Genomic DNA, 24,192 nt, shown 5'->3' with positions numbered 1-24,192 from the left:
AACTAAATATATTCTAAAACTTCAGCGTCAAACCGGCAAGGAAATTAATTCCCGCTTGTGGATAATAATACGGATATACATCATACATGTAACCGTTTGAAACATACTTCTTATCTAAAAAATTATTCACTAAACCTGTTAACACAATCTCTTTGAAAATTGTTTTTGGTTTAAAAGTATAAGCTACATTCAAATCATTCACAAAATAATCTGCCAACCTAGCAGCAGGCAATTCGATGTTATTCATGTATTGTTCCCCGACGAATTTTTGCAACCATGAAATATGAAGATTCTCCACTGGTGTATAAACCAAAATATTACCTGCAATAATAGATGGTGAATACGCAATATCAGTAGTTCCATAATTCTGACCTTCTACCGCTAAATCCGAATTTTTATTCGCACTCAAAGTAAAATTTGGACGAATAATCAACTGATTTGTCAATGCAATTGTTGCATCAACTTCTAGTCCTAAACGGTAACTTTTTTCGCTATTGGAACGTATTGGAGCACCAACATCATCTAGATTTCCTGTCAATATCAATTGGTCTTTATAGACCATGTAATACACATTGGTATTCAACTGCACTTTGGCCGAGTTGAATCTCCAACCCAATTCAAAGTCATTTAGTTTTTCTGGTTTTACGTTTCCGCCTTCATAATCAGTTCTGTTTGGTTCTCTGTTTGCTCTTGCATACGAAAAGTACAAAGCATTATTCCCATTGATATCGAAAGTCAATCCTGTCTTTGGATTAAAAAAATTAAACGTATCCTCTACCAGGTTTGCTTGAACACCATTAGCTTTATAATCAACCGTACGGTATTGTAAATCTCCAAATAAACTTAATTTCTCTGTAATTTGGTAATTGGCTTTGGCAAAAATATTTCCATCCGTTTTAACGGCATAATCGTCATAATATTTATCGCCAAGTTCGCTTTGAGATGCAAATCGCGCCCAAATCACTTTCCCGAAATGGTCTCCTTCATACTTGTTCCATCCACCACCAAAAATTACATCTAGTCTTTCGGCTTTATAATTAGCAGAAAATGTGGTTCCGTAGAAATCATTATCTAACCATTTTTGACGAATCAAATCAGTTGTTGTTACTGTGCCAACTGGTTGCAATCCATAATCTGCTAAATCAGCATCTTCTTTGTAGTTTTCGTAATATCCTTTTCCTTTGGTGTAGTGTATTGCAAAGTTAGTACTCCAGTTTTCTGATAGTTTTTCGTTCCAATGCAACTGAGAGTGATCTTGCTGGTAATTATCGGTTTCATTATCATAAAAACGAGCGTTGCCTTGCTCATCTGTAAAAGCCCCTGCTGAATTAAAGGTTCGGTCATTTTTTAATGTCTCGCCGTCTATTCCGTTCCATGATTGGTACGTTTTTTCAGTTCCACCAAAAACCAATGCTTTTATCAACGTAGTTTTACCAACATACGTTCCTTGCAGAAAATACGATTTCAAATCAGAAGCACCACGATCTACATAGCCATCAGAATTTAAAGCAGACAAACGTCCCGCAATTTCAAAATGGTCGTTCATCAAACCCGTACTGAATTTTACCGTGTGTTTTCTAGTATTGAAACTTCCAAAAGAGTTCGAGATTTCACCTGTACTTTTTTTAGCAAAATTATCCGTAAGCATGTTCAGGCTTGCGCCAAAAGCACCCGCACCATTGGTAGAAGTTCCTACACCGCGCTGCAACTGTAAACTCTCTACAGAAGATGCAAAATCCGGCATATTAACCCAATAGGTTCCATGACTTTCAGAGTCATTGTACGGAATTCCGTTAATGGTTACATTCACTCGAGTGGCATCGCTACCACGAACCCGGATTCCGGTATATCCTACTCCGTTACCAGCATCAGAAGTGGTAACAATTGAAGGCAAGTAATTCATCAAAATGGGAATATCTTGTCCTAAATTTCGGAATTTAATTTCTTTTTTGCCCAAATTGCTGAAGCTGACTGGTGTTTTTGTGGTTACACGAACCGCTGAAACTAATACTTCATCAAGCGCATTAACTTGTGTAGTGTCTTTGACTTGTGAAAAAGTGAAAAGTGAAAAGTGAAGCGTCAAGAATATAGAAAATATTCGAAATACACTTGCTAGGCGCTTAGACCTTGGCGCTTGGCCGCTTTTGTAAAATAAAAAATTCATCCGTAAAAAGTTTACGAATAAAAGGGGGAATTATTCTTTTTGTTAAATTAAAAAATGATTGTTTCCTATGACAAATAAAGTAGTGTGCACCCTATTTTTTTGTCATTTTTTCCCTTGACAACATTACTTGTCCAGGTTCTTTGGGTATAATCTCAGCTCGTTATTTAGAGCACCCCTTTGAGACAGCGCAAAACTAATTATAAATTGTGAATTATAAATTATGAATTGAAATAAATTTTAAAAATCTGGTTTTCTACGATTTTTCTTGACATCAGAAAGGCTTTTTTTATCCTTTATTCGTTTTCTAATAACCGATTTTGGAATTTTAGTAGGCTTACGTTCTTTGGGAATAAAAAGCGCATTTTTGATAAGCTCTAAAAAACGCTTGATAACAATCTCTTTGTTTCTAAACTGGCTTCGGTCTTCATCACAATTCAATACTAAAACAGCATCAGTAGTTAATCTGGAAGATAATTTGGTTTTAACCAAAAATTTTTCATCTTCGGTCAAGGCTTTAGAATTTTTCAAATCAAATGTTAACACCACTTTCGAGGAAACTTTATTTACGTTTTGGCCACCTGCTCCACTGCTGCGGACGGCTTTAAAACTTAATTCGGATATGATTTTTTCGATTTCCATTATTGCGGCTGGTGCGCTGATTTTAATAAATCATTTACGCTTTTGACCGGATTGAAAGTAATTAAAGGAACTTGAACAAAAATGGTTATCCAGTTTGCCATAGCACCATTCCATAATCCAGGTAATTCATACGATTTAATTTTCCTTCCAAAAGTTGTTTTCTCTACAATAAACCCACTATTATGATCTACAAACTGAGTCAAATCAAACTTCTCTTTTTTGTAGTTTTTTATTCCGCAAACTAAGTCGACAGGATTAAAATAAGTCGACGCATTAAGTATATTTTTTTGATTTTCATTTGATAAATCAACTTGTGAACTTTCAACAATTTGCAACGAAATAGAATTGTCTTTATCTTTTACCCAAAATGGACCTCCACCGGCTTCTCCTTCATTTTTTACCATTCCACAAACTCGTATCGGCTTGTTTAAAACAGACTTCATTTCAATTAGTTTATTTTCAAAACTAAGTTTATAAAAATCGTATGGAATTCTAACATTCAATTTTTCCTCTAAAAAAAGCACTATTTCATCAATAAATTCCTCTTGAATTTCTTTAGCCTCAATTGCATGCAAATACTTAAAAATTTGACGTTGCAATTCTATCAGAATCCCGGCTAATGCTTTTTTATACCGAGCCGTTTTTTCGATATTATTTTGAATTACATTATCTATATTTTTGATAAATACAATATCAGCATCGAGGTTGTTTAAATTTTCAATCAAAGCGCCATGACCTCCTGGTCTAAAAAACAACCTCCCGTTTTCATCTCTAAATGGATTGTTTTCAGAATCTACTGCGATGGTATCGGTATTCTTATTTTGATACGAATAGCTTACATTTATTGTTGTTTCTGATTTTCTTTCAGCTTCATTTTTAATGGCATTAATTATAGTTTCAAATTGACCCAAATGCGCTTCAGACATTGTAAAATGCAAATTTGAACTGTTGTTTGAACTCGCATAATATACACACTCCTGAAGATGCTCTTCAACAGGGGTTACAATACGTTTTTGATATTTATGAAAAGGAAGCGCTCCTTTAGGTTTATTAGCAAAGTCAAAGAAATCTTTTGCTAAAAGTAATTTTATAAAATAATAGTTTTTACTGTCCTTATCGAGAGATTCAAAATCAGAAAATTCCTCTCTTAATTTTTTATCAATGGTCTTAAAAAATGGAAATTTTTCTAAACCTACTATAAAAATTGACAACTCAGTATCTTTTTTCTTGTTTATGTAGGCATTGATAGTTTCGTTCTCAATATCAAAATCATTTAAAAAAGCAATCAAAAATTTGAACATTCTGCTTGCCGCTCCAGAGGCAGGAACAAATTTTTCTAATTTAAAATTAGATTTATTTTCATCGAAGAAAGCAGCCTTTTCTTGGAAATTATTTTCTGATAATTTTAAAATACCATTAAATAAAGTTGCTGGTCCTACCAGATTACTCTTTGCTATTCCGTTTCTAAAAAAGCTAAGTTGTTGCTGGATATTTTTTAATGGAACACCATGCTCATAAATCTGAACAAAATCTAGAGATGAAAATCCCATTTCTTTAGCTTTTGACAAGTTATTGATAATCGCTATGGCTTTCTTCAGTCGTAATTTTTTATCTCCTGAAAGAATTACAAATGGTTTTTTATTATCAATTAAAGATTGCTTGAAAATTGCAAATACAGACTCTCTCTCATCAGGACGGTCTCTTAAATCATCTTTTTCCCACGGAACATCAATATCGGTAAGAAAAAACAAATCGTATTCATGTTCTCGAGCTGCTTGGTCCAATAATGGATCACAAAAATCATAATACACTTCCGAAAAAACTTTGGTCACCAATAGATTAGTATCACAAAAAAGATATTTATTAGCCCTTAAAGCGCTTTCATTTTCTAATTTAGTTTGACCATAAGCAATGGGTAGCATATCTTCAACATCGCATATTTGCTGATTTTTATCCCATTTTTCTTGAAGGTATTCGCGTGCGTATTCAGGAACCCATTCTGTTTTATAATATTCAGCGAGTTGTTTTGCTAATGTGGTTTTTCCAGTACTTTCTGGGCCAAATAGCGCTATTTTAATTATTTTTGTAGCTCCGTTTGAGAGCTGTCTGAGATTTTCTTCCATTCTAAATAGCCAAAAATGGCAACAATTGTAAATACTATGTATTGAAAACTTGTAAAGGTAAACCCTTTTGAAAAATATAATGGAATTGAAATTACATCTCCAATAATCCAAAATACCCAATTTTCTACTTTCCTTTTGGCCATGAGCCACATTCCTACGAAGAAAATTCCTGTAATAAATGTATCAACATATGCATACCAAGTGGTGAATTTTCCGAAATAATGATACACCGAAACCACAAAAGCGACGGTAAATATAAAAAGAATTATCGCAATTCGTTTTTCAGAGCTTGAAATTTTTGAAATTGGAAACTCTACCGTATCTTCTTTTTTTCGGGTCCAATGATACCAGCCATAAATACTCATCACAAAATAGTACCCATTGATCATCATATCGCCCCATAAAGTCCATTTCCAAAGCAAATAAACATAAATAGAAGTACTTATTAATCCCGTTGGAAAAACCAAAATATTATCTTTCTTAGCATACCAAACGCTTAACAAACCAAAAATGACAGCCACAATTTCTAAAACTATATCTAAAGTTGGGTAATCCTTATATTGCGAAAAAAAGTATTCTATCATTTGATTTTAGATTGTTGATTGACGATTGTTGATTTCAGAATTAAAAAAATTTGTGTCGTTTTCAAAAGCGGTTCCTATAATCACTAAATCGGCTCCGGCTTGATACGCATTTTGAATGCCTTGTAAATCTACAATTCCGCCTCCAACTAGTAACGGAATCTCAATATTTTGAGCTACTTTTTTAATCATTTCCATAGAAACAGCTTGTTTTGCTCCACTTCCCGCTTCTAGATAAATCAATTTATTCCCTAACATTTCGCCAGCTTGTGCCGTTGCTAATGCTAAATCCAGATTATTTCTATCTAAAGGTTTGGTTTTACTAACGCGTTCCACGGCAGTTTCATTGCCACTTTCAATTAAAATATAACCAGTAGAAATGATTTCGAGTTGCGTTTTCTTTAAAATAGGTGCTGCTTTTACTTGGTGTTCGATTAGAAAATCCGGATTGCGACCAGAGATTAAAGTCAAAAACAAAATAGCATCTGCTTTATCTGAAATTTGAGACGGATTGCCTGGGAAAAGAACAATAGGTAAGTTACCCCTTTTTTTAATTTTTAAAATCAATTCGTCAAGAATATTTGTTGTAACCAAACTTCCTCCAATAAAAATGTGTGTCGCTGGAGATTGATATATTTTTGAAATTAGTACTTCAATAGTGTTCAAATCAATTTTATCAGGATCAAGAAGAATGGCGAGTAATTTTGCATTCTCGCTTTTTGCTTTTAAAATGTCTTTATAAATATTTGTCATACGTTTTACCGCGAATTTGCGAATTTGCAGTTGGTTTTAATTTTCAAATGCATAAACTAAAGTGAAGCCTTCCATTTCTTCAAAATGAATATTGAAATCCTTAACTAAAGCATTAAAATGAAGTTCTGAAGTGACTTTATTATTTTGCAATTCAAAAGACTCAACTTTAATGTGGTCTTTGAAACTGATTCCTTTTTCGTTTCTAATTTTAAAAATAGCTTCTTTGGCACCCCAGATAACGGTAAGTTTCCGAATATAATCAGCATTCTCTGGTTCTAGAAATTGAAATTCGGAGTCACAAAATTTATCGGCAATTCGAGTGATTTTATCTCTTTGTAATTCGATATCGATTCCTACGGTTTCGTCACTGATGATTATGGCCGAAAAATTATGCGAATGCGTTATCGAAATGTGCTTCTCTCCATGAAGATGTGGTTTCCCGAATTCGTCATAATACAAATCTAAATCCGTGTGACCCGTTTCTTGTAATAACATGCGAACACTAAGAAAAGCGCGTTGGTGTATTTCTGATTTCATTCCGTTCAGGCGAATGCGGTTGCTGTCATTTAAAACCACCTGTTCTAGTAACTCTGCATAGGTTTCGGTTACTTTCCAAATTAGAATTTGGGTAATAGCTCCGATGCTTCGGGAAAATTGTATGGTTTTGAATAATGGCATAGTCGTATCCTGATTTTTAGCCCCGGTAGCAGCGGCATCCTTTTTTCACGCTTTTTTGCGTGTAAAAAGATATAGCGAATAACGGGAAATAGCTCCTAAAACCAAAACAAGTTCAGCTTCAAGAAATTATTTAGTTAATGTTCAAAAGATTAGCGAATTAAACAATTCATAAATCTTCTAGAAAATAGTTAAATTCTAAAGTTATTCCGTAAATTTGCAAAAATTTTTACAATACAAATATACTATAAATGAGTACATCGACTATGCCTTTTGTGGCTTTCAAAGTTAAAGACATTTCTCTAGCAGCTTGGGGAAGAAAAGAAATTGAACTAGCAGAAGCTGAAATGCCAGGTTTAATGGCGCTTCGTGCAGAATATAAAAACGAACAACCACTTGCTGGTGCTCGTATTGCAGGATGTTTGCACATGACAATCCAGACTGCGGTTTTGATTGAAACTTTAATTGCTCTTGGTGCTGAGGTGACTTGGAGTTCTTGTAACATTTTCTCTACTCAAGATCAGGCTGCTGCTGCTATCGCTGCTGCAGGAATTCAGGTTTATGCTTGGAAAGGTTTGAACGAGGAAGATTTTGACTGGTGTATTGAACAAACTTTATTCTTTGGCGAAGACAGAAAACCATTGAACATGATTCTTGATGACGGTGGAGATTTGACTAATATGGTTATTGATCGTTACCCAGAATTAGTAGCTGGAATCAAAGGATTGTCTGAAGAAACTACAACTGGAGTACACAGATTGTACGAAAGAGTAAAAGCGGGAACATTGCCAATGCCTGCAATCAACGTGAATGACTCGGTTACTAAATCGAAATTTGACAATAAATACGGTTGTAAAGAATCTGCAGTTGATGCAGTACGTCGTGCAACTGATGTTATGCTTGCTGCAAAAAGAGTAATCGTTTGTGGTTATGGTGACGTAGGTAAAGGTACAGCTGCTTCTTTTAGAGGTGCTGGTTCTATTGTTACGGTTACTGAAATTGATCCAATTTGTGCGCTTCAAGCTGCAATGGACGGTTTTGAAGTAAAAAAATTAGATACCGTTATCGCTACTGCTGATATTATAATTACAACAACAGGTAACAAAGACATCGTTTTAGGTTCTCATTTCGAGAAAATGAAAGACAAAACTATCGTTTGTAACATCGGACATTTTGATAACGAAATTGATATGGCTTGGTTGAACACCAACCACGGCGCATCTAAAGTAGAGATCAAACCACAAGTAGACAAATATACTATCGCTGGAAATGACATCATTGTTCTTGCTGAAGGTCGTTTGGTAAACCTTGGTTGTGCTACAGGTCACCCAAGTTTTGTAATGAGTAACTCATTTACAAACCAAACTTTAGCTCAAATCGAATTATGGAAAAACAGCGCGGCATACAACAATGACGTGTACATGTTACCAAAACACCTTGACGAGAAAGTAGCAATGTTGCACTTAGCTAAATTAGGTGTTGAATTAGAGACTTTACGTGTTGATCAAGCAGAATATATTGGTGTTGAAGTAGCTGGACCGTTCAAACCAGAATACTACAGATACTAGAAATTAGTAATTAGTCCTTAGTGACTAGCTAAATAAAAATAGATAAGCCCTTGCATTAATGCAAGGGTTTTTTGTTTTTGGGCATGACTCTTCAGTTTGCAGCGTCGTTCCTCCTCGCAACTACGGGTCGGGCTATTCGCTGTATCTTTTATTGCGCTGCGCTCCATAAAAGAATGCCGCTGCTATCCCTCATGCAAATAAGTAGAATAGTGTAAAAAAATGGGGTATTACAACTGCAGCAGTTATTTAATTTAATACTTTAGCTAAGACTTTAAATACAAAAGACAGTTATGAAGAAACTTTGGGTCCTTACAGTACTTATTTCTACAATTTGTTATTCCCAGAACATATATTACTTTGACAGTAAAACAGATTATGAATTTACAAATCATTTAGACACAACTAAAAACTGTATTAAGACCTACTACACTAATTCAAAAGACAACTCTTATTCTATCTACAGGATTATGTTAGATAGTACAACTTCAAATATTGAATTTATTGACTCAAATGGAGTTTATGTCAAGAAGAAAGTTAGCAATAGTATTTTCAATAATAAAAATATTTATATAGCAAGAAATGAGATTCGGAATTACACTTATCTATTTCTATACCAACTAAATAACTATCATTTTTCAGAAGTTAATGACACCATTATAAGTAATAAAGCGTACAAGCATATCACCTTTTTGAGTAATGATTTAAAAAGAGCAAAAAGGAAAAAATTAGGAACTTTACAATATATTTTTGATACTGATTTGGATCATCAACCACTATTGACATTTTCAACAGCTTTTGAGGTTTGGAGAGTGACAAGGAAAATGCCAAATGGGCTAGTTGTACAATCGCACTTAAGGGATATTCAAAATAAATTAGTGTTTAGCGAAAAATTAAGACAAATAAACTCCATAACTTTGTATTTGATTATACAAGAATAAATCATAAGAAAAAAACATTATGACTCTAATCAAGCCTTACTTAGTTATACTGTTGATAACTGTTTTCCAAAACTTACTAGCACAAGATAACGACCGCAGCGAATACCAAAAGCAACTGTATAAACTAGCAATACAAACGAGTGAGAGTGGGGATTATTTAGAAGCAATAAGAACCTTTAATACAAGTACCAATATTAATCCAAAAGCAGAAATTGCAATGCTTGCACTTAAAAAAGCAGATTCATTAAAACTTATCTTAAGAGAAAATAAAATCAATAAAGTAATAGGAAAATGGAAATGGATCCCCAAAGAAGGTAATTGGGCAATACGAGAAGATAATTTAGTTGGAAAAATGATTCATATTACTGCAGAAGAAATACATTTTTTTGAATTATATAAGAATTCCAGAGAATGGAAATTAGTACAAACCGAAAAGAACAGATTTTCAGAAAATCCAGAGTCATATTCCTTTACTGAATTTTTAAATTCCAATAATGAAATTTGGGATTATAAAATTGATTCAACTACCGGCGAATTAAAAGCATATTATGTAGGCGAAAAAATAGACGATAATTATACTGAATTAGTGTGCGGCAATAGAGAATTATTTTATTTCAAATTACAATAGTTAAAAACTTCATTTCAAGTAATGAAACTAACAAATCACAACATCTAATTCTATTACATCTTCCATGTTAAAATCATTAGAACTGATTCAAGATAAAAACAAAAAACCCATTTCTTTCGAAATGGGTTTTTAAATAATTGAGAAAATCAATTATGCTTCAACTTCAAATGGAAGGATAGAAACATACGATTTGTTATCTCTTTTCTTTTGGAAGAAAACAACTCCATCTACTCTTGCGTGTAGTGTGTGATCTTTACTAATGTAAACGTTTGCACCTGGATTATGTTTTGAACCTCTTTGTCTTACGATGATGTTCCCAGCAATAGCAGCTTGACCACCAAATATCTTAACGCCTAAACGTTTTGATTCTGATTCTCTACCATTCTTAGAACTACCGACACCTTTCTTGTGAGCCATGACGTATTAGTTTATTTTGTTATTATTCTTTTGTGTCTTCTTTTTTAGCTTTAGCTACCTTTTTCTTTGGAGCTTCAACTTCTTCTGTAGTTGCTTCAACTGCTGCTTTTTTAGGAGCTGCTTTCTTTGCACCAACACCAGTAATACCTTCAATTACAATTTGAGTAAGATATTGTCTGTGACCGTTTCTCTTTTTGTATCCTTTTCTTCTTTTCTTTTTGAAAACGATAACTTTATCTCCTTTTAAGTGTTGTAACACTTTAGCTTCTACTGAAGCACCTTCTATAGCTGGGGCGCCTATTGTGATTGTACCGTTATCATCTAACAAATAAACTTTGTCGAAAGAAACTTTCGAACCTTCTTCATTTGTCAAACGGTTAACGTAAACCTTTAGGTCTTTGCTTACTTTAAACTGTTGCCCTGCTATCTCTACGATTGCATACATACTGAATTGTTTTAATAATTTTTAAGGTTGCAAATATACAATTAAATATTTAACGTGCAATTAGTAAAACAAAAAAAATTAAACACATCTAACACCCTGATTTATCATACTTTTAATGCTGTTTGATAAAAAAAACAAAATGAACAATTGTTAAAGTTTGAATCCATTGTGTTTTTGATGTAACAATCCTTTTTTTTTTGTTACTTATATAAAATAAAAAATTATTAATCCAATATGAAAAAATCAATAATGGCCTTAAGTACAGCACTCATGCTTGGTGGAGTAGCTTCGGCTCAAAAAGTAGTTTTCGAAGAATATAATTTAGACAATGGCATGCATGTCATTCTGCATAACGATCCTTCTGCGCCAGTAGTGGTGACTTCTGTAATGTACCATGTAGGTTCCAAAGATGAAAAACCAGACCGCACTGGTTTTGCTCATTTCTTTGAACATTTATTATTTGAAGGAACTGAAAACATTAAACGAGGCGAATGGATGAAAATTGTAACCGGAAATGGAGGTACTAACAATGCCAACACTTCGGATGACAGAACCTATTACTATGAAGTATTCCCTTCTAATAATTTAGAATTAGCCCTTTGGATGGAATCCGAAAGATTAATGCATCCTGTAATCAATCAAATTGGGGTTGATACTCAAAATGAAGTTGTAAAGGAAGAGAAAAGAACCAGTTTTGACAATAGACCTTACGGAAACTTTTTAGCAGAAGTAAAAAAGAATATCTTCACAAAACACCCGTATCGCTGGTCAACAATTGGCTCCATGAGCCATTTAGACGCCGCAACCTTAGAGGAATTCCAAGCGTTCAATAAAAAATTCTACATACCAAACAATGCTGTTTTAGTAGTTGCAGGTGATTTCGAAAAAAATCAGGCCAAAGAATGGATTCAGAAATATTTTGGACCTATAAAAAAAGGAGCTGCTATTCAACGAGAGACATTTGTTGAAGAACCGATTACTCAAACCATAAAAGCAAAATTTGAAGATGCAAACATTCAAATTCCTGCAATCGTAGCCGCCTACAGAACACCATCTATGAAAACCAGAGACGCCAGAGTATTAGATATGATTTCTTCTATTCTAAGTGATGGCAAAAGCTCTAGATTATATAAAAAAATAGTAGACGATAAGAAAATGGCTTTACAAATTGGGGCTTTTAGTAACAGTCAAGAAGACTACGGAAGCTACATTATCTATGGCTTACCTCAAGCTCCAAACACAGCAGAAAGTATTCTTGCTGAAATTGACGAAGAAATTGTAAAAATTCAAACCGAATTGATTTCTGAAAAAGATTTCCAAAAACTACAAAACAAGTTTGACAATAATTTTGTGAATGCCAATTCAAATGTAGAAGGAATTGCTGAAAATTTAGCGACTTATTATATGCTTTACGGCGATATCAATCTAATCAACACCGAGATTGAGCTTTTACATTCTATCACTCGCGAAGAAATTAGAGACGTAGCAAAAAAATACTTGAATCCAAACCAAAGATTGCTTTTGGACTACATCCCTTCAACCGAACAGGCTAAAAACTAAGACATTCTCAATCATGAAAAAAACAAATATATTATTATTCATTTTGTTGGTAACAGGAATTATGCAGGCACAAGAGCGCACACAACCTAAACCTGGAGCTTCACCAGTAGTAAACATTAAAAAACCACAAACTTTTGTTCTCACAAATGGCTTGAAGGTTATGATTGTTGAAAATCACAAACTCCCAAAAGTTAGTTTCAGTCTTTCATTAGACAACGCCCCTTATGCGGAAGGCAATAAAAAAGGAGTTGACGAATTGACGAGCAGCATGATAGGAAACGGAAGCAAAAAATTAGCAAAAGATGCTTTCAATGAAGAAATTGATTTCCTAGGAGCCGATATTAATTTTAATTCTCAAGGAGCCTACGCTAGCACTCTTTCTAAATATTCTAAACGAATATTGGAATTGATGGCCGAAGGAGCTTTACACCCAAATTTCACTCAAGAAGAATTTGAGAAAGAAAAAGCAAAATTACTAGAAGGACTTAAATCTCAGGAAAAAAGTGTTCCCGCAATTGCAAACAGGGTAGTTGATGCACTTGCTTTTGGAAAAAACCACCCATCTGGAGAATACATGACCGAAGAAACGATTAAAAACGTAACTCTTGCAGACGTTCAAGCTAATTATACTAATTATTTTGTTCCTGAAAATGCGTATTTGGTGATTATTGGAGACATCAAATACAAAGAAGCAAAACCAATTATAGAGAAACTATTTGGGGCATGGCAAAAAAGAAGCACACCAAAATTGACCTATGCCGCGCCAGAAAATGTGCCGTTTACCCAAATCAATTTTGTTGACGTGCCTAATGCAGTACAGTCGGAGATTTCATTAGTGAATACACTAAATTTAAAAATGAGTGATCCTGATTTCTTCCCAGCCGTAATCGCAACTTCTATTCTTGGTGGCGACTTCAACAGTTACCTTAATATGAATTTAAGAGAACAACACGCATGGACTTATGGCGCTAGCTCTGTAATAGGAAGCGGAAAATATGTAACTAAGTTAAGATCAACTTCGGCGGTAAGAAATGTAGTTACTGATAGTGCTGTAGTGGAATTCATCAAAGAAATAAAAAAAATACGAACTGAGAAAGTAAGCGAAGAACTACTCCGCAATACAAAAGCTGGTTATATAGGACGATTTGTGATGCAGGTAGAAAAACCACAATCAATTGCACGATACGCCTTGAATATTGAGACTGAAGATCTTCCAAAAGATTTTTATGAGAACTACATCAAAACAATCAATGCAGTAACTGCCGATGATGTACTTCGTGCAGCCAACAAATATTTCCTTTTAGACAACAAACGAATCATTATTGCCGGAAAAGGATCAGAAGTGATTCCAGCTTTGGAAAAATTAAAAATTCCAATGTTTTATTTTGACAAATACGGGAACCCAATGGAAAAACCGGTTTTCAAAAAAGATGTTCCTGCAGGTGTAACAGCAAAAAGTGTTATTGATAATTACATCAAAGCTATTGGTGGAGAAAAAGCGGCTACTGCAGTAAAAACGATTGTGATGAACGGAACTACAACTATTCCTCAAGCACCATCGCCTTTAACCTTTACTTCAAAAATTGATGTTAAAGGCAAAATAATGGTCGAATTAGCAATGGGAACCATGAGCCTGATGAAACAAGTAGTAAATGAAAAAGGCGCTTATGTAATGCAACAAGGGCAACGCCAGAACATTGAAGGAACGACGCTTACCGAGATGAAAGCTAGCGCAACGACTTTTGAAGAATTATTGCTTTCTAAAAAAGAAGGGCTACTCTTGAACGGCATTGAGACAATAAATGGAAAAGACGCGTATGCTGTAAAAAATGGAAAAACAACCTTGTATTATGATGTGACCTCAGGACTAAAACTAGCCGAATCGAAAGTAATGGAACAAGGCGGACAAACCATTACACAAACTACCAATTATGGAGATTATAAAGAAGTAAAAGGAGTTAAAGTTCCGTTTAATATCATCCAAAATGTAGGTTTTGAATTGGATATAAAAATGTCTGATGTAAAAATCAACGAAGGTGTTACTGATGCTGATTTTCAGTAATCAAATCTTCTAAATAGTACAAAGGCTGTCTAGAAATAGGCAGCCTTTGTTGTTTTTTATGCTATTTCTAAATCTATTTTTTCGCTGACAAATACACTCCGATTAAAATAATAAAAGCACCAAAAAACTGCACTGGCGTAAGCATTTCATGGTCTAATAATCCCCAACAAAAAGCAACAACAGGAATCAAATAAGTAACAGAAGTAGCAAAAACGGGCGAAGACATTTGGATGAGTTTAAAGAACAGAATATTCGCAATTCCAGTTCCTACAACCCCAAGAATCATTATAAACAAAACCGATTCCTGTACTTTCACATCATGAACCACTTCAAAGAAACCGGATAAAAACAAGATTATGAATGCCGGAAAAAACAACACCATAAAATTACCGGTAGTAATACTCAACGGACTCAAATCATGTAAATATTTCTTGATTAAATTCACATTGACGGCATAACATATTGAAGCTATTAAAACCAAAATAGCATAATAATAGTTTTGTTCTGGATGATGAATTGCACCGTTCAAAATCAACAATGCACTTCCTATTAAACCAATTAGAATTCCAAAAATCTGATTTCTTTTGAATTGCAATCCAAAAACCAAAGCTCCTAAAATTAATGTATTCAAAGGAGTCAGAGAATTCAAAATAGAACTTACAGAGCTATCAATTTCGGTTTGGGCAATAGCAAATAAATAAGCAGGAATAAACGTTCCAAACATTGAGGTCAAGGCAATATACTTCCATTTAAACTTTGGAATCTTTGACAAACTTTTAAACCCTATCAGCACTAAAAAAATAGCTGCAAAAATAATTCGCAACGATCCTAATTGCAAAGCTGTCAAACCTATTAGTCCTTTTTTAATTAATATAAATGAACTCCCCCAAACTAAGGCAAGAACCATCAAGTACACCCATTTTAACTGCTTTGATTCCATAAAGATAATTTTGCCCCAAAATTGTAATTATTTTATGAATTAGTGCTTCTTTTTTTAATTAATTTTGCCATTCATAAATATGCTTTTAATCTTTTAAATTTTCAATATGATGAATTTCAAAAAATCAATCGTAACACTAGTGCTTGCAAGTGTTTTATTTGTAGGCTGCAAAGAAAAAGAATCGGAAACTGTTTCAAAAGAAACTACTGAAACAGCAGCTCCAAAAGTTAAAAAGGAAATTGCAGCTGCCAATCTTCAAACAGCGAGTTTCTCTGTAGAGGGAATGACTTGCGCTGTGGGTTGTGCCAAAACAATTCAAGAAGATTTGACCGGACTAGATGGCGTTCAAAAAGCAACGGTAGATTTTGACACAAAATTAGCCACCGTAACCTTTGACAAAACAGTTCAAACTCCAGCTAAATTGACCAAAGTTGTCGAAGCCGCTGCTGATGGAAAAACATACAAAGTTTCGAATATGAAGTCGTAATCCAGACTTTCAAATTCTACAAAAAAAGCATTCGTTACTGGCGAATGCTTTTTTTATGAAATATTATTTCCATTTCAGGGTTTCCATCAGTCGCTGCATGTCATTTTTGATGTAACTGGCTGCTGGCATAATAGAATCGTAATTGGGTTTTGCATAGAAATAAACTGAGCCTGTTACAAAATGTTTAGTACTATCAGTAACATAAAACTGTGAATTTGTTGCCGCATTTCCTTCTACCTGATAAAACATTCCATAGACTTTTTTATCGGAATTCAAATACGGTTGCTCTAGAATATCATCTGCTTTAATCACATGCTCATAGGTCAATTTTTGTGCATCACCCAACAGTTGATTGATGTTTTTCGCAACGGGTTTATAGGTGAGATAAATAGTCGCTTTCATTTTTGGATATGTAATCGTAAAGCCACAATCGGTCTCTTTTTTGATAATAGCATCCGCATTCATTTCGAAAGCAAAAGGGCATTCGTTCTCAAAATTTACATATTTGGCTTCCGGGTAATCCAATCGCAAATAGCTTGATGGTTTTGGTAAGACATCATCTTTACAACTAAAACTCAAGAATGAGACTGCAATTATTGCCGAAAAAGCGATTCTTTTTTTTACCATTTTTACTTATTCAATCGTTACTTTTATTTGCTTTACTCTTTTTTGATCTACCGATTCTATGGTAAAGAGATAATTTTCGAAGGTAATTTTTTGATTTTTTTTGGGGAAATTACCTAAAATTTCAAGAATAAAACCAGCTAGTGTCTCCGCTTCTCCTTTTTTGATTTCGAATAACTCTTCATCAACATCAATTATTCTGTAGAAATCCTTGAGATTTACTTTTCCTTCAAAAAGATAATTATTATCATCAATTTGTGAAAAATTAATATTTTCATCATCAAATTCATCACTAATATCGCCTACAATTTCTTCAATAACATCTTCCAAAGAAACTAACCCAGAAGTTCCTCCATATTCATCAACTACTATAGCCAAATGACTTTTCATACTTTGAAAATCTTTCAGCAAATTGTCCAGTTTTTTGTTTTCTGGAACAAAGAAAGGCTCTCGCAACAACGATTTCCAGTCAAATTCATTGGTATTAATATGTGGCAATAAATCTTTGACATACAAAACGCCTTCTATCTGGTCTATATTGTCCCGATAAACCGGAATTCTGGAATATCCTTTTTCTATGATTTTGGGACAAATTGCGGTAAAAGACTCGTCTATTTCTAAAGCAAAAATATCAATTCGCGGACTCATCACTTGTCTGGTATCGGTATTTCCAAAGCTTACAATTCCTTCTAAAATTTTTTGTTCTTCGGTAGAAGTCTCATCCGAAGAGGTTAATTCCAACGCTTGAGACAATTGATCGACAGAGAAATTTGTTTTTTGCTTTCCTAATTTGTTATGCAAATAAATTGTGGCAGCGCGCATGGGCAAACTTATTGGCGAAAGCAATGTGTCCAAAAAAGCAATTGGATAGACAATCAGTTTAGCAAACTTTATATTGTTTCTGCTGGCATACACTTTCGGCAAGACCTGACCGAATAATAAAATTAAAAAAGCAGCGATTAATACTTCTAGAATAAATTTTAAAAGTGGTACTGTTACTGCCGAAAAAATCGTTTTTCCAACTACCGAAAACAAAAGTATTATGGAGATATTGATGAAATTATTCGCAACCAGAAGCGTTGCAACCAATTTTTTGGGTTTTGCTAAAAGTTCCGAAATAATTTTCCCTTTAGAGTTATTTTCCTGTACTATTTCGTCGATGTCTTTTTGTGACAACGAAAACAAGGCTACTTCAGCTCCTGAAATTAATGCGGAACAAAACAGCAAAATGGCAATTCCTACAAAACCAAACACTACATTAGCATCAATAGCGTATGAGAAAAATAAACTGGGCTCTGGGTCCAAATTAGTTAAGATTAATTAAACAATCAAAATGGCAAGTCATTAATAGGCAAGACATTATTTTCTGGGTCAAAATTAGTATTTTTTGGAACATCAGGTACAGGAATTTGTTTGTTACTTTCACTATCTTTCTTTGTAGAAAGAAAAGTAAATTCAGTTACCTGAATTTCAGTGGTGTGTTTCGTACTTCCGTCTTCTGATTGCCATTGACGTGACTTAATGCGACCTTCCACGTAGATTTTATCTCCTTTAGAAAGGTATTTTTCACAAAGTTCAGCCGCTTTATTGCGTACTACCAAATTATGCCACTCCGTAGAAGTGATTTTTTCATTGGTGGTTTTATTGATATACACTTCGTTTGTTGCCAACTGAAATCTTCCGATACAATTGCCTCCGTCGAAATAATGCATTTTGATATCATCACCAAGAAATCCAATTAGCATAACCTTATTTAATGTTCCGTTCATTGTAGGATTTTGTATTTCTATCAAAGATACATTTTTTTAGAAACTCTATAAATCCTTTTCAATAAAATTATGAATCACAATTGGGAAAGGAAAAGTTCTCAAAGTTCCCCCATCAATTCCGTTTTCAATTGTTCCTTCAATTTTCACTTTCCAAAACTTGATATGCAAATGCTGGTGTGACAATTTATGAATGATGCTTTTTTCGTTGTATTCTAATATACTTATAATTTCATATTGGTCGCTAAAATCCTTTTGTATAAAAGCAGCAACAGTTTCAAAATCTTCTTCTTTTTCTGTTTCTATCAAAGGGAATTCATATAAGTTGTGCCAAATCCCTTTGTCCGTTCGTTTCTGGATAACTGTATTTCCCGTTTCATCTTCAAGAACCAAATAATTAAAGTATCGGTTCCTAACTTTAAGTTTTTTGGACTTTACCGGCAATTGGTCAACTTTATTTTTTTGTAAAGCAGCACAACTTTCGTTGAAAACACAAATACCGCAATTCGGACTTTTAGGAACGCATTGCAACGCGCCAAACTCCATAATGGCTTGATTGAACGTTGCAGGATTATCCTTTGGCATGAGTTCGAAAGCCAAAGCAGCGAATTCTTTTTTGGCAGAAGCCTGAGCAATATCCGTATCCATATCAAAATAACGAGACAAAACCCGGAACACGTTCCCATCAACCACCGGAACGGCTTCATTATAGGAGAAAGAAGCAATCGCCGCTGCAGTATATTCTCCTACTCCTTTTAATTTCAATAAGTCATTATATGTGTCCGGAAAAATTCCCGACAAATTAAAAGCGATATGCTGTGCAGTTTGATGCAAGTTTCGAGCTCTAGAATAATATCCTAATCCTTGCCAAAGTTTCAAAACTTGTTCTTCATTGGCTTTCGCCAAATCAAAAACAGTAGGAAAAGCGGTTGTAAAAGATAAAAAATAAGGCATTCCTTGTGCAACACGAGTTTGTTGTAACATGATTTCAGAGAGCCAAATAGGGTATGGATTGGTAGTATTTCGCCAAGGTAAATCACGTTTATTTTGTAAATACCATTGTATTAGCAAGTTAGAAAAAATCATGTTTTAATTATTTGTTAGCAAAAGTAAAAGTTTAGTTGATTAAAATTTAATGAATTAGCTTGAATAATTGTTTTTTAAATTCCTATATTTGCAAACTCAAAAAAATAGTACAACATTATAAATAGGAAAGAAAATGACGAAAGCAGATATCGTAGCGAAAATTTCAGAAAAATTAGGTCTTGAAAAAGGAGATGTTCAGGCAACTGTAGAGACTTTTATGAATGAAGTAAAAAATTCATTAGAAACTGGAGACAATGTATATTTAAGAGGTTTTGGAAGTTTTATAGTGAAGACTAGAGCGGAGAAAACAGGAAGAAATATTTCTAAGAATACGACAATAAAAATTCCTGCACACAACATTCCTGCATTCAAACCTGCAAAAGTTTTTGTAGAAGGAGTGAAAACAAATAACGAAGCAAAATAATAATATTAATTAATCATAAAATCTACAAGATATGCCAAGTGGTAAAAAAAGAAAGAGACATAAGGTAGCAACGCACAAACGTAAGAAAAGAGCGAGAGCTAACCGTCACAAAAAGAAAAAGTAGTTTTAAACTACTTTTTTCTTTTTAAACGTTCATTGAAATTGAGAATTAGTAATCAGTATCCAGTTTTTAGTATTCAGTTAACTGCGTACTTACCACTGCAAACTGCCAGCTAATTTTCCCCGGGTTCAATACCTGTTAAAATATTGTTTAATCCATTTGTTCGCCTTGGCGAATAGATAAAAAATTTACAGTGTGAATAAAGAATTAATCATTAGATCTAGTTCTGAAGCCGTAGATTTTGCCTTATTAAAAGATGGAAAACTAATTGAATTACACAAAGAAGAAGAAAAAAGCAACTTCCAGGTTGGTGATATTTTTATTGCCAAAATCAGGAAACCAGTTGCCGGATTGAACGCTGCTTTTGTAAATGTAGGCTTCGAAAAAGATGCTTTTTTACATTATCACGATTTAGGTCCTAACTTATCTTCCCAACTGAAATTCATAAAACTTGTAAGCGCAGGTAAATTAAAAGATTTCTCCCTAAAAACCTTTCAGTTTGAAAAAGAAATAGATAAAGATGGTACTATTACGGATGTATTAAGTGCCAATCAATCTGTTTTAGTACAAGTCGTCAAAGAACCTATATCTACAAAAGGACCAAGAATTAGCGCTGAGCTTTCTCTTGCCGGAAGATTTATAGTTTTGGTTCCGTTTTCTGACCGCGTTTCTATTTCACAAAAAATAGAAGACAAAAAAGAAAAAGAACGCTTGAAACGATTAGTGCAATCCATCAAACCAAAAGGATTTGGTGTTATTGTTCGCACAGTAGCCGAAGGCAAAAATACAGCCGAATTAGAAAAAGATTTGCAGAACCTGCTTAGCAGATGGACTGCAATGTGTAAAAAATTACCAACTGCTCATCATCCATCAAAAGTATTAGGAGAACTCAACAGAGCCTCTTCGATATTAAGAGATGTATTTAATGATACCTTCAGCGGTATTCAAATTGATGATGAAGAGTTGTACAACCAAACAAAGGATTATTTGCAAGAAATTGCACCATCCAAACAATCAATTGTTAAGTTTTATCAATCAAAAGACACACCTATTTTTGAGAAATACAACATAGAGAGACAAATCAAAACTTCTTTTGGAAAAACAGTATCCATGAGTAAAGGGGCGTATCTTATTATCGAACACACTGAAGCTTTGCACGTCATTGACGTAAACAGTGGAAACCGTTCTAATAAAGCCACCAACCAGGAGGATACCGCCATGGAAGTCAATATGATTGCAGCTGCCGAAATCGCAAGACAATTGCGTCTTCGTGACATGGGCGGAATCATAGTTGTCGATTTTATCGATATGTCAAATCCTGAAAATCGTAAAGTCTTGTTCGATTTCTTGAAAGAAGAAATGAGCGATGATAAAGCAAAACACAAGATCTTACCTCCGAGTAAATTTGGATTAGTTCAAATTACACGTCAAAGAGTAAGACCAGAAGTAAATATTAAAACTAGAGAAGAAGATCCAAACAATGAAAGTGGCGAAATTGAAGCGCCAATTCAAATCATTGATAAAATCGCTTTTGATCTGGAAAGAGTATTAAAAAACCACAAAGATGTTGTGCTTAATGTACACCCTTTTGTGGCCGCATACCTTACCAAAGGTTTTCCATCATTACGTTCAAAATGGTTTCTTGAACATAAAAAATGGGTGAAAATTATACCTCGTGATGCTTACACGTACCTAGAATATCATTTCTACGACAAAAAAGAAAATGCTGTCATAGAATAAATAAATAACTCCTCAAGAAATTGGGGAGTTTTTTTTTGCACTTTTTTAGAATTTTAAGGAGCTAATCCAGCTATCCTCTACAATCTTTTCTTTAAAAAAAAGAAAAGGATTTTCGCTACTATCTGGGCTAGTGTATTTAGGAGAAGAATATTATTTCCTCCGCTCCACAAAAAAACGCTTCATCAAATCACTAGCATCATTTGCCAAAACTCCAGAAACAACGGTAGTTTTAGGATGCAATTGCGTTCCCATTTTTACAAAACCGCGATTGTCATCGCTGGCACCATACACAATTTTCGAAATTTGACTCCAGTACAAAGCGCCTGCACACATCTGGCAAGGTTCCAGTGTGACATATAGTGTACAACCTATTAAATATTTCCCACCAAGAAAATTTGCAGCGGCAGTAATTGCCTGCATTTCGGCATGAGCCGTAACATCAATCAGCATTTCAGTCAGATTATGACCTCGCGCAATGACTTTATTATCAATGACAACAATAGCTCCAACAGGAATTTCGCCTTTTTCAAAAGCTATTTCAGCTTCCTGCAAAGCTTTTTTCATGAAATATTCGTCGGTAAATGGGTTTATCATAGCTACAAAAATAAGAATTCAATTCGTACATTTGCTTTATGTCAGATAATTTACTTTCAAACATCAATAACCCAACCGATTTACGACTGCTTGACGTAGCCCAACTTCCTCAAGTAGCCCAAGAATTACGCGATTTTATTATCGACATTGTGGCTGTAAAAGAAGGTCATCTCGGTGCAAGCCTGGGAGTTGTAGAATTGACAATTGCCTTGCATTATGTTTTTGACACCCCAAACGATTTATTGATTTGGGATGTAGGTCATCAAGCCTATGGACATAAAATACTCACCGGCCGAAGAGAAAATTTTCATACCAACAGGCAACTCGGCGGTATTTCCGGTTTCCCAAAAAGGAGTGAGAGTATTTACGATGCTTTTGGAGTAGGCCACTCCTCTACTTCTATTTCGGCAGCATTAGGAATGGCAATAGCTTCTAATTTGAAAGGCGATTTCCACAAACAACACATTGCGGTAATTGGAGACGCTTCAATTGCCTCAGGGATGGCTTTTGAAGGATTGAATCACGCCGGAGTTACCGATGCTAATTTACTGGTGATTCTCAATGATAACGCTATCGGGATTGATCCAAGCGTGGGTGCTTTAAAACAATACCTCACTGCCGTAAAAGAAGGAAAAAATCCGAGGCAAAATAACATGATTAAATCCCTGAATTTTGATTATTCGGGGCCTATTGACGGCCATGATATTTTTGCTGTTATCAAAGAATTGAAACGTTTACAAAAAACCAAAGGACCAAAATTCCTTCATATCATTACTACAAAAGGCAAAGGATTACTTCAAGCCGAAGAAAATCAGGTAAAATATCATGCTCCGGGAAAATTTGACGCTGCAACAGGGGAAATCCACATTAAATCCGAAGAAAATCTACCTCCAAAATATCAGGATGTTTTTGGCTTGACCGTATTGGATTTGGCTAAAAGTAATGAAAAAATCATAGGAATTACTCCTGCTATGCCATCGGGAAGTTCTTTAAAGTTCATGATGGACGCCTTCCCAAAACGCGCTTTTGACGTTGGAATTGCCGAACAACATGCGGTAACTTTGGCAGCTGGAATGGCAACTCAAGGAATGATTGTTTATTGCAATATTTACTCGACATTTTTACAAAGAGCATACGACCAAATAATTCACGATGTCGCTTTGCAAAACCTTCCGGTAATTTTTTGTCTGGACAGAGCTGGTTTAGTCGGAGAAGACGGAGCAACGCACCATGGTGTTTTCGATTTGGCTTATTTGCGTTGCATTCCTAACATGATTGTATACGCTCCAATGAATGAAATAGCATTGCAAAATATTTTATATACCGCACAATTAGGATTAAATCATCCAATAGCCATTCGTTATCCAAGAGGTCGAGGTGTCATTGCAGACTGGCAAACGCAACATCTTGGTAAGTACGAAAAAATAGCCATTGGAAAAAGCATTTGCATAAAAGAAGGTACAAAAGTTGCCGTTTTATCAAATGGAACTATTGGCAATAATGTTACTTTGGCAATAGCCAAAATGAATCATCCAGAAACTATTGCACATTACGATTTTTCATTCGTTAAACCATTAGACAAAAACGCATTACACACTATTTGCACTGAATTTACAACTATAATAACGATAGAAGATGGAACTGTAAAAGGTGGTTTTGGAAGTGCAATTCTCGAGTATGCTGCTGAGAATAAGCATACTCCAAAGATAACCGTTTTGGGTATTCCCGATGAGTTTATTGAACATGGAACTGTAGCTGAATTACAACAATACTGTAAAATTGACGTTAAAAGTCTTGAAATACTTTTTTCGAGCTATTAAAATAATTATTTTGCAACCTTAAACACAACTAGTCCAA

General features: G+C 34.4%; 23 protein-coding genes. 9 read left to right on the top strand and 14 right to left on the bottom strand.

All coding sequences use genetic code 11. The features are described from left to right. Positions 1-13: 13 nt before the first annotated feature. The 6 genes from V5J73_RS01590 to V5J73_RS01565 all read right to left on the bottom strand — a co-directional run bounded on the left by V5J73_RS01590 (position 14) and on the right by V5J73_RS01565 (position 6,938). Positions 14-2,164, bottom strand: coding sequence for a TonB-dependent receptor (locus V5J73_RS01590; protein ID WP_338647149.1), 2,151 nt, complete (start codon positions 2,162-2,164; stop codon positions 14-16). A gap of 237 nt (positions 2,165-2,401) precedes the next feature. Further along, positions 2,402-2,803 (bottom strand): alternative ribosome rescue aminoacyl-tRNA hydrolase ArfB, encoded by a 402-nt coding sequence (arfB, locus tag V5J73_RS01585; protein ID WP_338647148.1) that lies wholly within the window; start codon positions 2,801-2,803, stop codon positions 2,402-2,404. Then, complete coding sequence (locus V5J73_RS01580; RefSeq protein ID WP_338647145.1) at positions 2,803-4,926, bottom strand: DUF4301 family protein; 2,124 nt, start codon at positions 4,924-4,926, stop codon at positions 2,803-2,805. The genes arfB and V5J73_RS01580 overlap by 1 nt, the downstream gene beginning before the upstream one ends. Then, a complete protein-coding gene (gene pnuC, locus V5J73_RS01575) occupies positions 4,881-5,510 on the bottom strand; it encodes a nicotinamide riboside transporter PnuC (RefSeq protein ID WP_338647143.1) in 630 nt (209 codons plus the stop codon). The genes V5J73_RS01580 and pnuC overlap by 46 nt, the downstream gene beginning before the upstream one ends. 6 nt (positions 5,511-5,516) lie before the next feature. Beyond that, positions 5,517-6,260, bottom strand: coding sequence for a geranylgeranylglyceryl/heptaprenylglyceryl phosphate synthase (locus V5J73_RS01570; RefSeq protein ID WP_338647142.1), 744 nt, complete (start codon positions 6,258-6,260; stop codon positions 5,517-5,519). A gap of 36 nt (positions 6,261-6,296) precedes the next feature. Further along, on the bottom strand, positions 6,297-6,938 hold the full coding sequence (locus V5J73_RS01565) for a 4'-phosphopantetheinyl transferase family protein (protein WP_338647140.1): 642 nt from the start codon (positions 6,936-6,938) through the stop codon (positions 6,297-6,299). A gap of 248 nt (positions 6,939-7,186) precedes the next feature. On the opposite strand from V5J73_RS01565, the gene ahcY reads away from it, so the two are divergent. The 3 genes from ahcY to V5J73_RS01550 all read left to right on the top strand — a co-directional run bounded on the left by ahcY (position 7,187) and on the right by V5J73_RS01550 (position 10,069). Then, positions 7,187-8,503, top strand: coding sequence for an adenosylhomocysteinase (gene ahcY / locus V5J73_RS01560; RefSeq protein WP_338647139.1), 1,317 nt, complete (start codon positions 7,187-7,189; stop codon positions 8,501-8,503). Positions 8,504-8,793: 290 nt separating this feature from the next. Beyond that, the gene (locus V5J73_RS01555; RefSeq protein ID WP_338647138.1) at positions 8,794-9,441 is read left to right on the top strand and encodes a hypothetical protein; all 648 of its coding nucleotides are present in this window, start codon (positions 8,794-8,796) and stop codon (positions 9,439-9,441) included. A 19-nt stretch (positions 9,442-9,460) separates the two neighbouring features. Then, positions 9,461-10,069 (top strand): hypothetical protein, encoded by a 609-nt coding sequence (locus tag V5J73_RS01550; RefSeq protein ID WP_338647137.1) that lies wholly within the window; start codon positions 9,461-9,463, stop codon positions 10,067-10,069. A 150-nt stretch (positions 10,070-10,219) separates the two neighbouring features. Here V5J73_RS01550 and rpmA read toward each other — a convergent pair whose 3' ends face one another. Both rpmA and rplU read right to left on the bottom strand, forming a co-directional pair. Further along, positions 10,220-10,486, bottom strand: a complete 267-nt coding sequence (gene rpmA / locus V5J73_RS01545; RefSeq protein WP_086453627.1) for a 50S ribosomal protein L27 — start codon at positions 10,484-10,486, stop codon at positions 10,220-10,222. Positions 10,487-10,508: 22 nt separating this feature from the next. Continuing rightward, complete coding sequence (gene rplU, locus V5J73_RS01540; RefSeq protein WP_338647135.1) at positions 10,509-10,931, bottom strand: 50S ribosomal protein L21; 423 nt, start codon at positions 10,929-10,931, stop codon at positions 10,509-10,511. A 234-nt stretch (positions 10,932-11,165) separates the two neighbouring features. Between rplU and V5J73_RS01535 the strand changes: the two genes are divergently transcribed. Together V5J73_RS01535 and V5J73_RS01530 are read left to right on the top strand one after the other, a co-directional pair. Continuing rightward, entirely contained in the window at positions 11,166-12,491 is a 1,326-nt protein-coding gene (locus V5J73_RS01535; protein ID WP_338647134.1) for a M16 family metallopeptidase, read from the top strand. A gap of 13 nt (positions 12,492-12,504) precedes the next feature. Beyond that, the gene (locus tag V5J73_RS01530; protein ID WP_338647133.1) at positions 12,505-14,553 is read left to right on the top strand and encodes an insulinase family protein; all 2,049 of its coding nucleotides are present in this window, start codon (positions 12,505-12,507) and stop codon (positions 14,551-14,553) included. Between the two features lie 73 nt (positions 14,554-14,626). Here V5J73_RS01530 and V5J73_RS01525 read toward each other — a convergent pair whose 3' ends face one another. Next, entirely contained in the window at positions 14,627-15,493 is an 867-nt protein-coding gene (locus V5J73_RS01525; protein WP_338647132.1) for a DMT family transporter, read from the bottom strand. A 106-nt stretch (positions 15,494-15,599) separates the two neighbouring features. On the opposite strand from V5J73_RS01525, the gene V5J73_RS01520 reads away from it, so the two are divergent. Next, the gene (locus V5J73_RS01520) at positions 15,600-15,980 is read left to right on the top strand and encodes a heavy-metal-associated domain-containing protein (protein WP_338647130.1); all 381 of its coding nucleotides are present in this window, start codon (positions 15,600-15,602) and stop codon (positions 15,978-15,980) included. A 63-nt stretch (positions 15,981-16,043) separates the two neighbouring features. On the opposite strand, the gene gldD is transcribed toward V5J73_RS01520, so the two are convergent. From gldD to mutY, 4 genes are read right to left on the bottom strand one after another with little or no spacing between them, the layout of a single operon-like run. Continuing rightward, positions 16,044-16,607 carry a gliding motility lipoprotein GldD gene (gene gldD, locus V5J73_RS01515; RefSeq protein ID WP_338647128.1) on the bottom strand — a complete coding sequence of 188 codons (564 nt, stop codon included), beginning with the start codon at positions 16,605-16,607 and terminating at the stop codon, positions 16,044-16,046. Positions 16,608-16,613: 6 nt separating this feature from the next. Beyond that, positions 16,614-17,909, bottom strand: a complete 1,296-nt coding sequence (locus V5J73_RS01510) for a gliding motility-associated protein GldE (RefSeq protein ID WP_338647126.1) — start codon at positions 17,907-17,909, stop codon at positions 16,614-16,616. A 23-nt stretch (positions 17,910-17,932) separates the two neighbouring features. Next, a complete protein-coding gene (locus tag V5J73_RS01505; RefSeq protein WP_338648640.1) occupies positions 17,933-18,373 on the bottom strand; it encodes a single-stranded DNA-binding protein in 441 nt (146 codons plus the stop codon). A 45-nt stretch (positions 18,374-18,418) separates the two neighbouring features. Then, positions 18,419-19,456, bottom strand: coding sequence for an A/G-specific adenine glycosylase (gene mutY, locus V5J73_RS01500; protein WP_338647124.1), 1,038 nt, complete (start codon positions 19,454-19,456; stop codon positions 18,419-18,421). A gap of 133 nt (positions 19,457-19,589) precedes the next feature. On the opposite strand from mutY, the gene V5J73_RS01495 reads away from it, so the two are divergent. Together V5J73_RS01495 and V5J73_RS01490 are read left to right on the top strand one after the other, a co-directional pair. Continuing rightward, positions 19,590-19,880, top strand: a complete 291-nt coding sequence (locus V5J73_RS01495; protein ID WP_066080765.1) for an HU family DNA-binding protein — start codon at positions 19,590-19,592, stop codon at positions 19,878-19,880. 316 nt (positions 19,881-20,196) lie between these two features. Next, a complete protein-coding gene (locus V5J73_RS01490; protein WP_131914904.1) occupies positions 20,197-21,741 on the top strand; it encodes an Rne/Rng family ribonuclease in 1,545 nt (514 codons plus the stop codon). Positions 21,742-21,891: 150 nt separating this feature from the next. Here V5J73_RS01490 and V5J73_RS01485 read toward each other — a convergent pair whose 3' ends face one another. Beyond that, on the bottom strand, positions 21,892-22,335 hold the full coding sequence (locus V5J73_RS01485; protein ID WP_338647121.1) for a nucleoside deaminase: 444 nt from the start codon (positions 22,333-22,335) through the stop codon (positions 21,892-21,894). A 38-nt stretch (positions 22,336-22,373) separates the two neighbouring features. Between V5J73_RS01485 and V5J73_RS01480 the strand changes: the two genes are divergently transcribed. Then, complete coding sequence (locus V5J73_RS01480) at positions 22,374-24,155, top strand: 1-deoxy-D-xylulose-5-phosphate synthase (protein ID WP_338647120.1); 1,782 nt, start codon at positions 22,374-22,376, stop codon at positions 24,153-24,155. Positions 24,156-24,192: the final 37 nt, after the last annotated feature.

This window comes from Flavobacterium sp. KS-LB2 (assembly GCF_036895565.1).
Taxonomy (GTDB): Bacteria; Bacteroidota; Bacteroidia; order Flavobacteriales; family Flavobacteriaceae; genus Flavobacterium.
The sequence above is the reverse complement of the archived record's forward strand: the minus strand, read 5'-3'. Positions and strand labels throughout refer to the sequence as shown.

Coding starts and splice junctions, on each gene's coding strand:
- V5J73_RS01480 (WP_338647120.1), top strand. CDS start 22,374: ATGTCAGATAATTTACTTTCAAACATCAATAACCCAACCGATTTACGA.
- V5J73_RS01580 (WP_338647145.1), bottom strand. CDS start 4,926: ATGGAAGAAAATCTCAGACAGCTCTCAAACGGAGCTACAAAAATAATT.
- ahcY (WP_338647139.1), top strand. CDS start 7,187: ATGAGTACATCGACTATGCCTTTTGTGGCTTTCAAAGTTAAAGACATT.
- V5J73_RS01520 (WP_338647130.1), top strand. CDS start 15,600: ATGATGAATTTCAAAAAATCAATCGTAACACTAGTGCTTGCAAGTGTT.
- V5J73_RS01565 (WP_338647140.1), bottom strand. CDS start 6,938: ATGCCATTATTCAAAACCATACAATTTTCCCGAAGCATCGGAGCTATT.
- mutY (WP_338647124.1), bottom strand. CDS start 19,456: ATGATTTTTTCTAACTTGCTAATACAATGGTATTTACAAAATAAACGT.
- V5J73_RS01535 (WP_338647134.1), top strand. CDS start 11,166: ATGAAAAAATCAATAATGGCCTTAAGTACAGCACTCATGCTTGGTGGA.
- V5J73_RS01555 (WP_338647138.1), top strand. CDS start 8,794: ATGAAGAAACTTTGGGTCCTTACAGTACTTATTTCTACAATTTGTTAT.
- rpmA (WP_086453627.1), bottom strand. CDS start 10,486: ATGGCTCACAAGAAAGGTGTCGGTAGTTCTAAGAATGGTAGAGAATCA.
- rplU (WP_338647135.1), bottom strand. CDS start 10,931: ATGTATGCAATCGTAGAGATAGCAGGGCAACAGTTTAAAGTAAGCAAA.
- V5J73_RS01485 (WP_338647121.1), bottom strand. CDS start 22,335: ATGATAAACCCATTTACCGACGAATATTTCATGAAAAAAGCTTTGCAG.
- V5J73_RS01590 (WP_338647149.1), bottom strand. CDS start 2,164: ATGAATTTTTTATTTTACAAAAGCGGCCAAGCGCCAAGGTCTAAGCGC.
- V5J73_RS01570 (WP_338647142.1), bottom strand. CDS start 6,260: ATGACAAATATTTATAAAGACATTTTAAAAGCAAAAAGCGAGAATGCA.
- pnuC (WP_338647143.1), bottom strand. CDS start 5,510: ATGATAGAATACTTTTTTTCGCAATATAAGGATTACCCAACTTTAGAT.
- V5J73_RS01495 (WP_066080765.1), top strand. CDS start 19,590: ATGACGAAAGCAGATATCGTAGCGAAAATTTCAGAAAAATTAGGTCTT.
- V5J73_RS01525 (WP_338647132.1), bottom strand. CDS start 15,493: ATGGAATCAAAGCAGTTAAAATGGGTGTACTTGATGGTTCTTGCCTTA.
- V5J73_RS01505 (WP_338648640.1), bottom strand. CDS start 18,373: ATGAACGGAACATTAAATAAGGTTATGCTAATTGGATTTCTTGGTGAT.
- V5J73_RS01530 (WP_338647133.1), top strand. CDS start 12,505: ATGAAAAAAACAAATATATTATTATTCATTTTGTTGGTAACAGGAATT.
- arfB (WP_338647148.1), bottom strand. CDS start 2,803: ATGGAAATCGAAAAAATCATATCCGAATTAAGTTTTAAAGCCGTCCGC.
- gldD (WP_338647128.1), bottom strand. CDS start 16,607: ATGGTAAAAAAAAGAATCGCTTTTTCGGCAATAATTGCAGTCTCATTC.
- V5J73_RS01550 (WP_338647137.1), top strand. CDS start 9,461: ATGACTCTAATCAAGCCTTACTTAGTTATACTGTTGATAACTGTTTTC.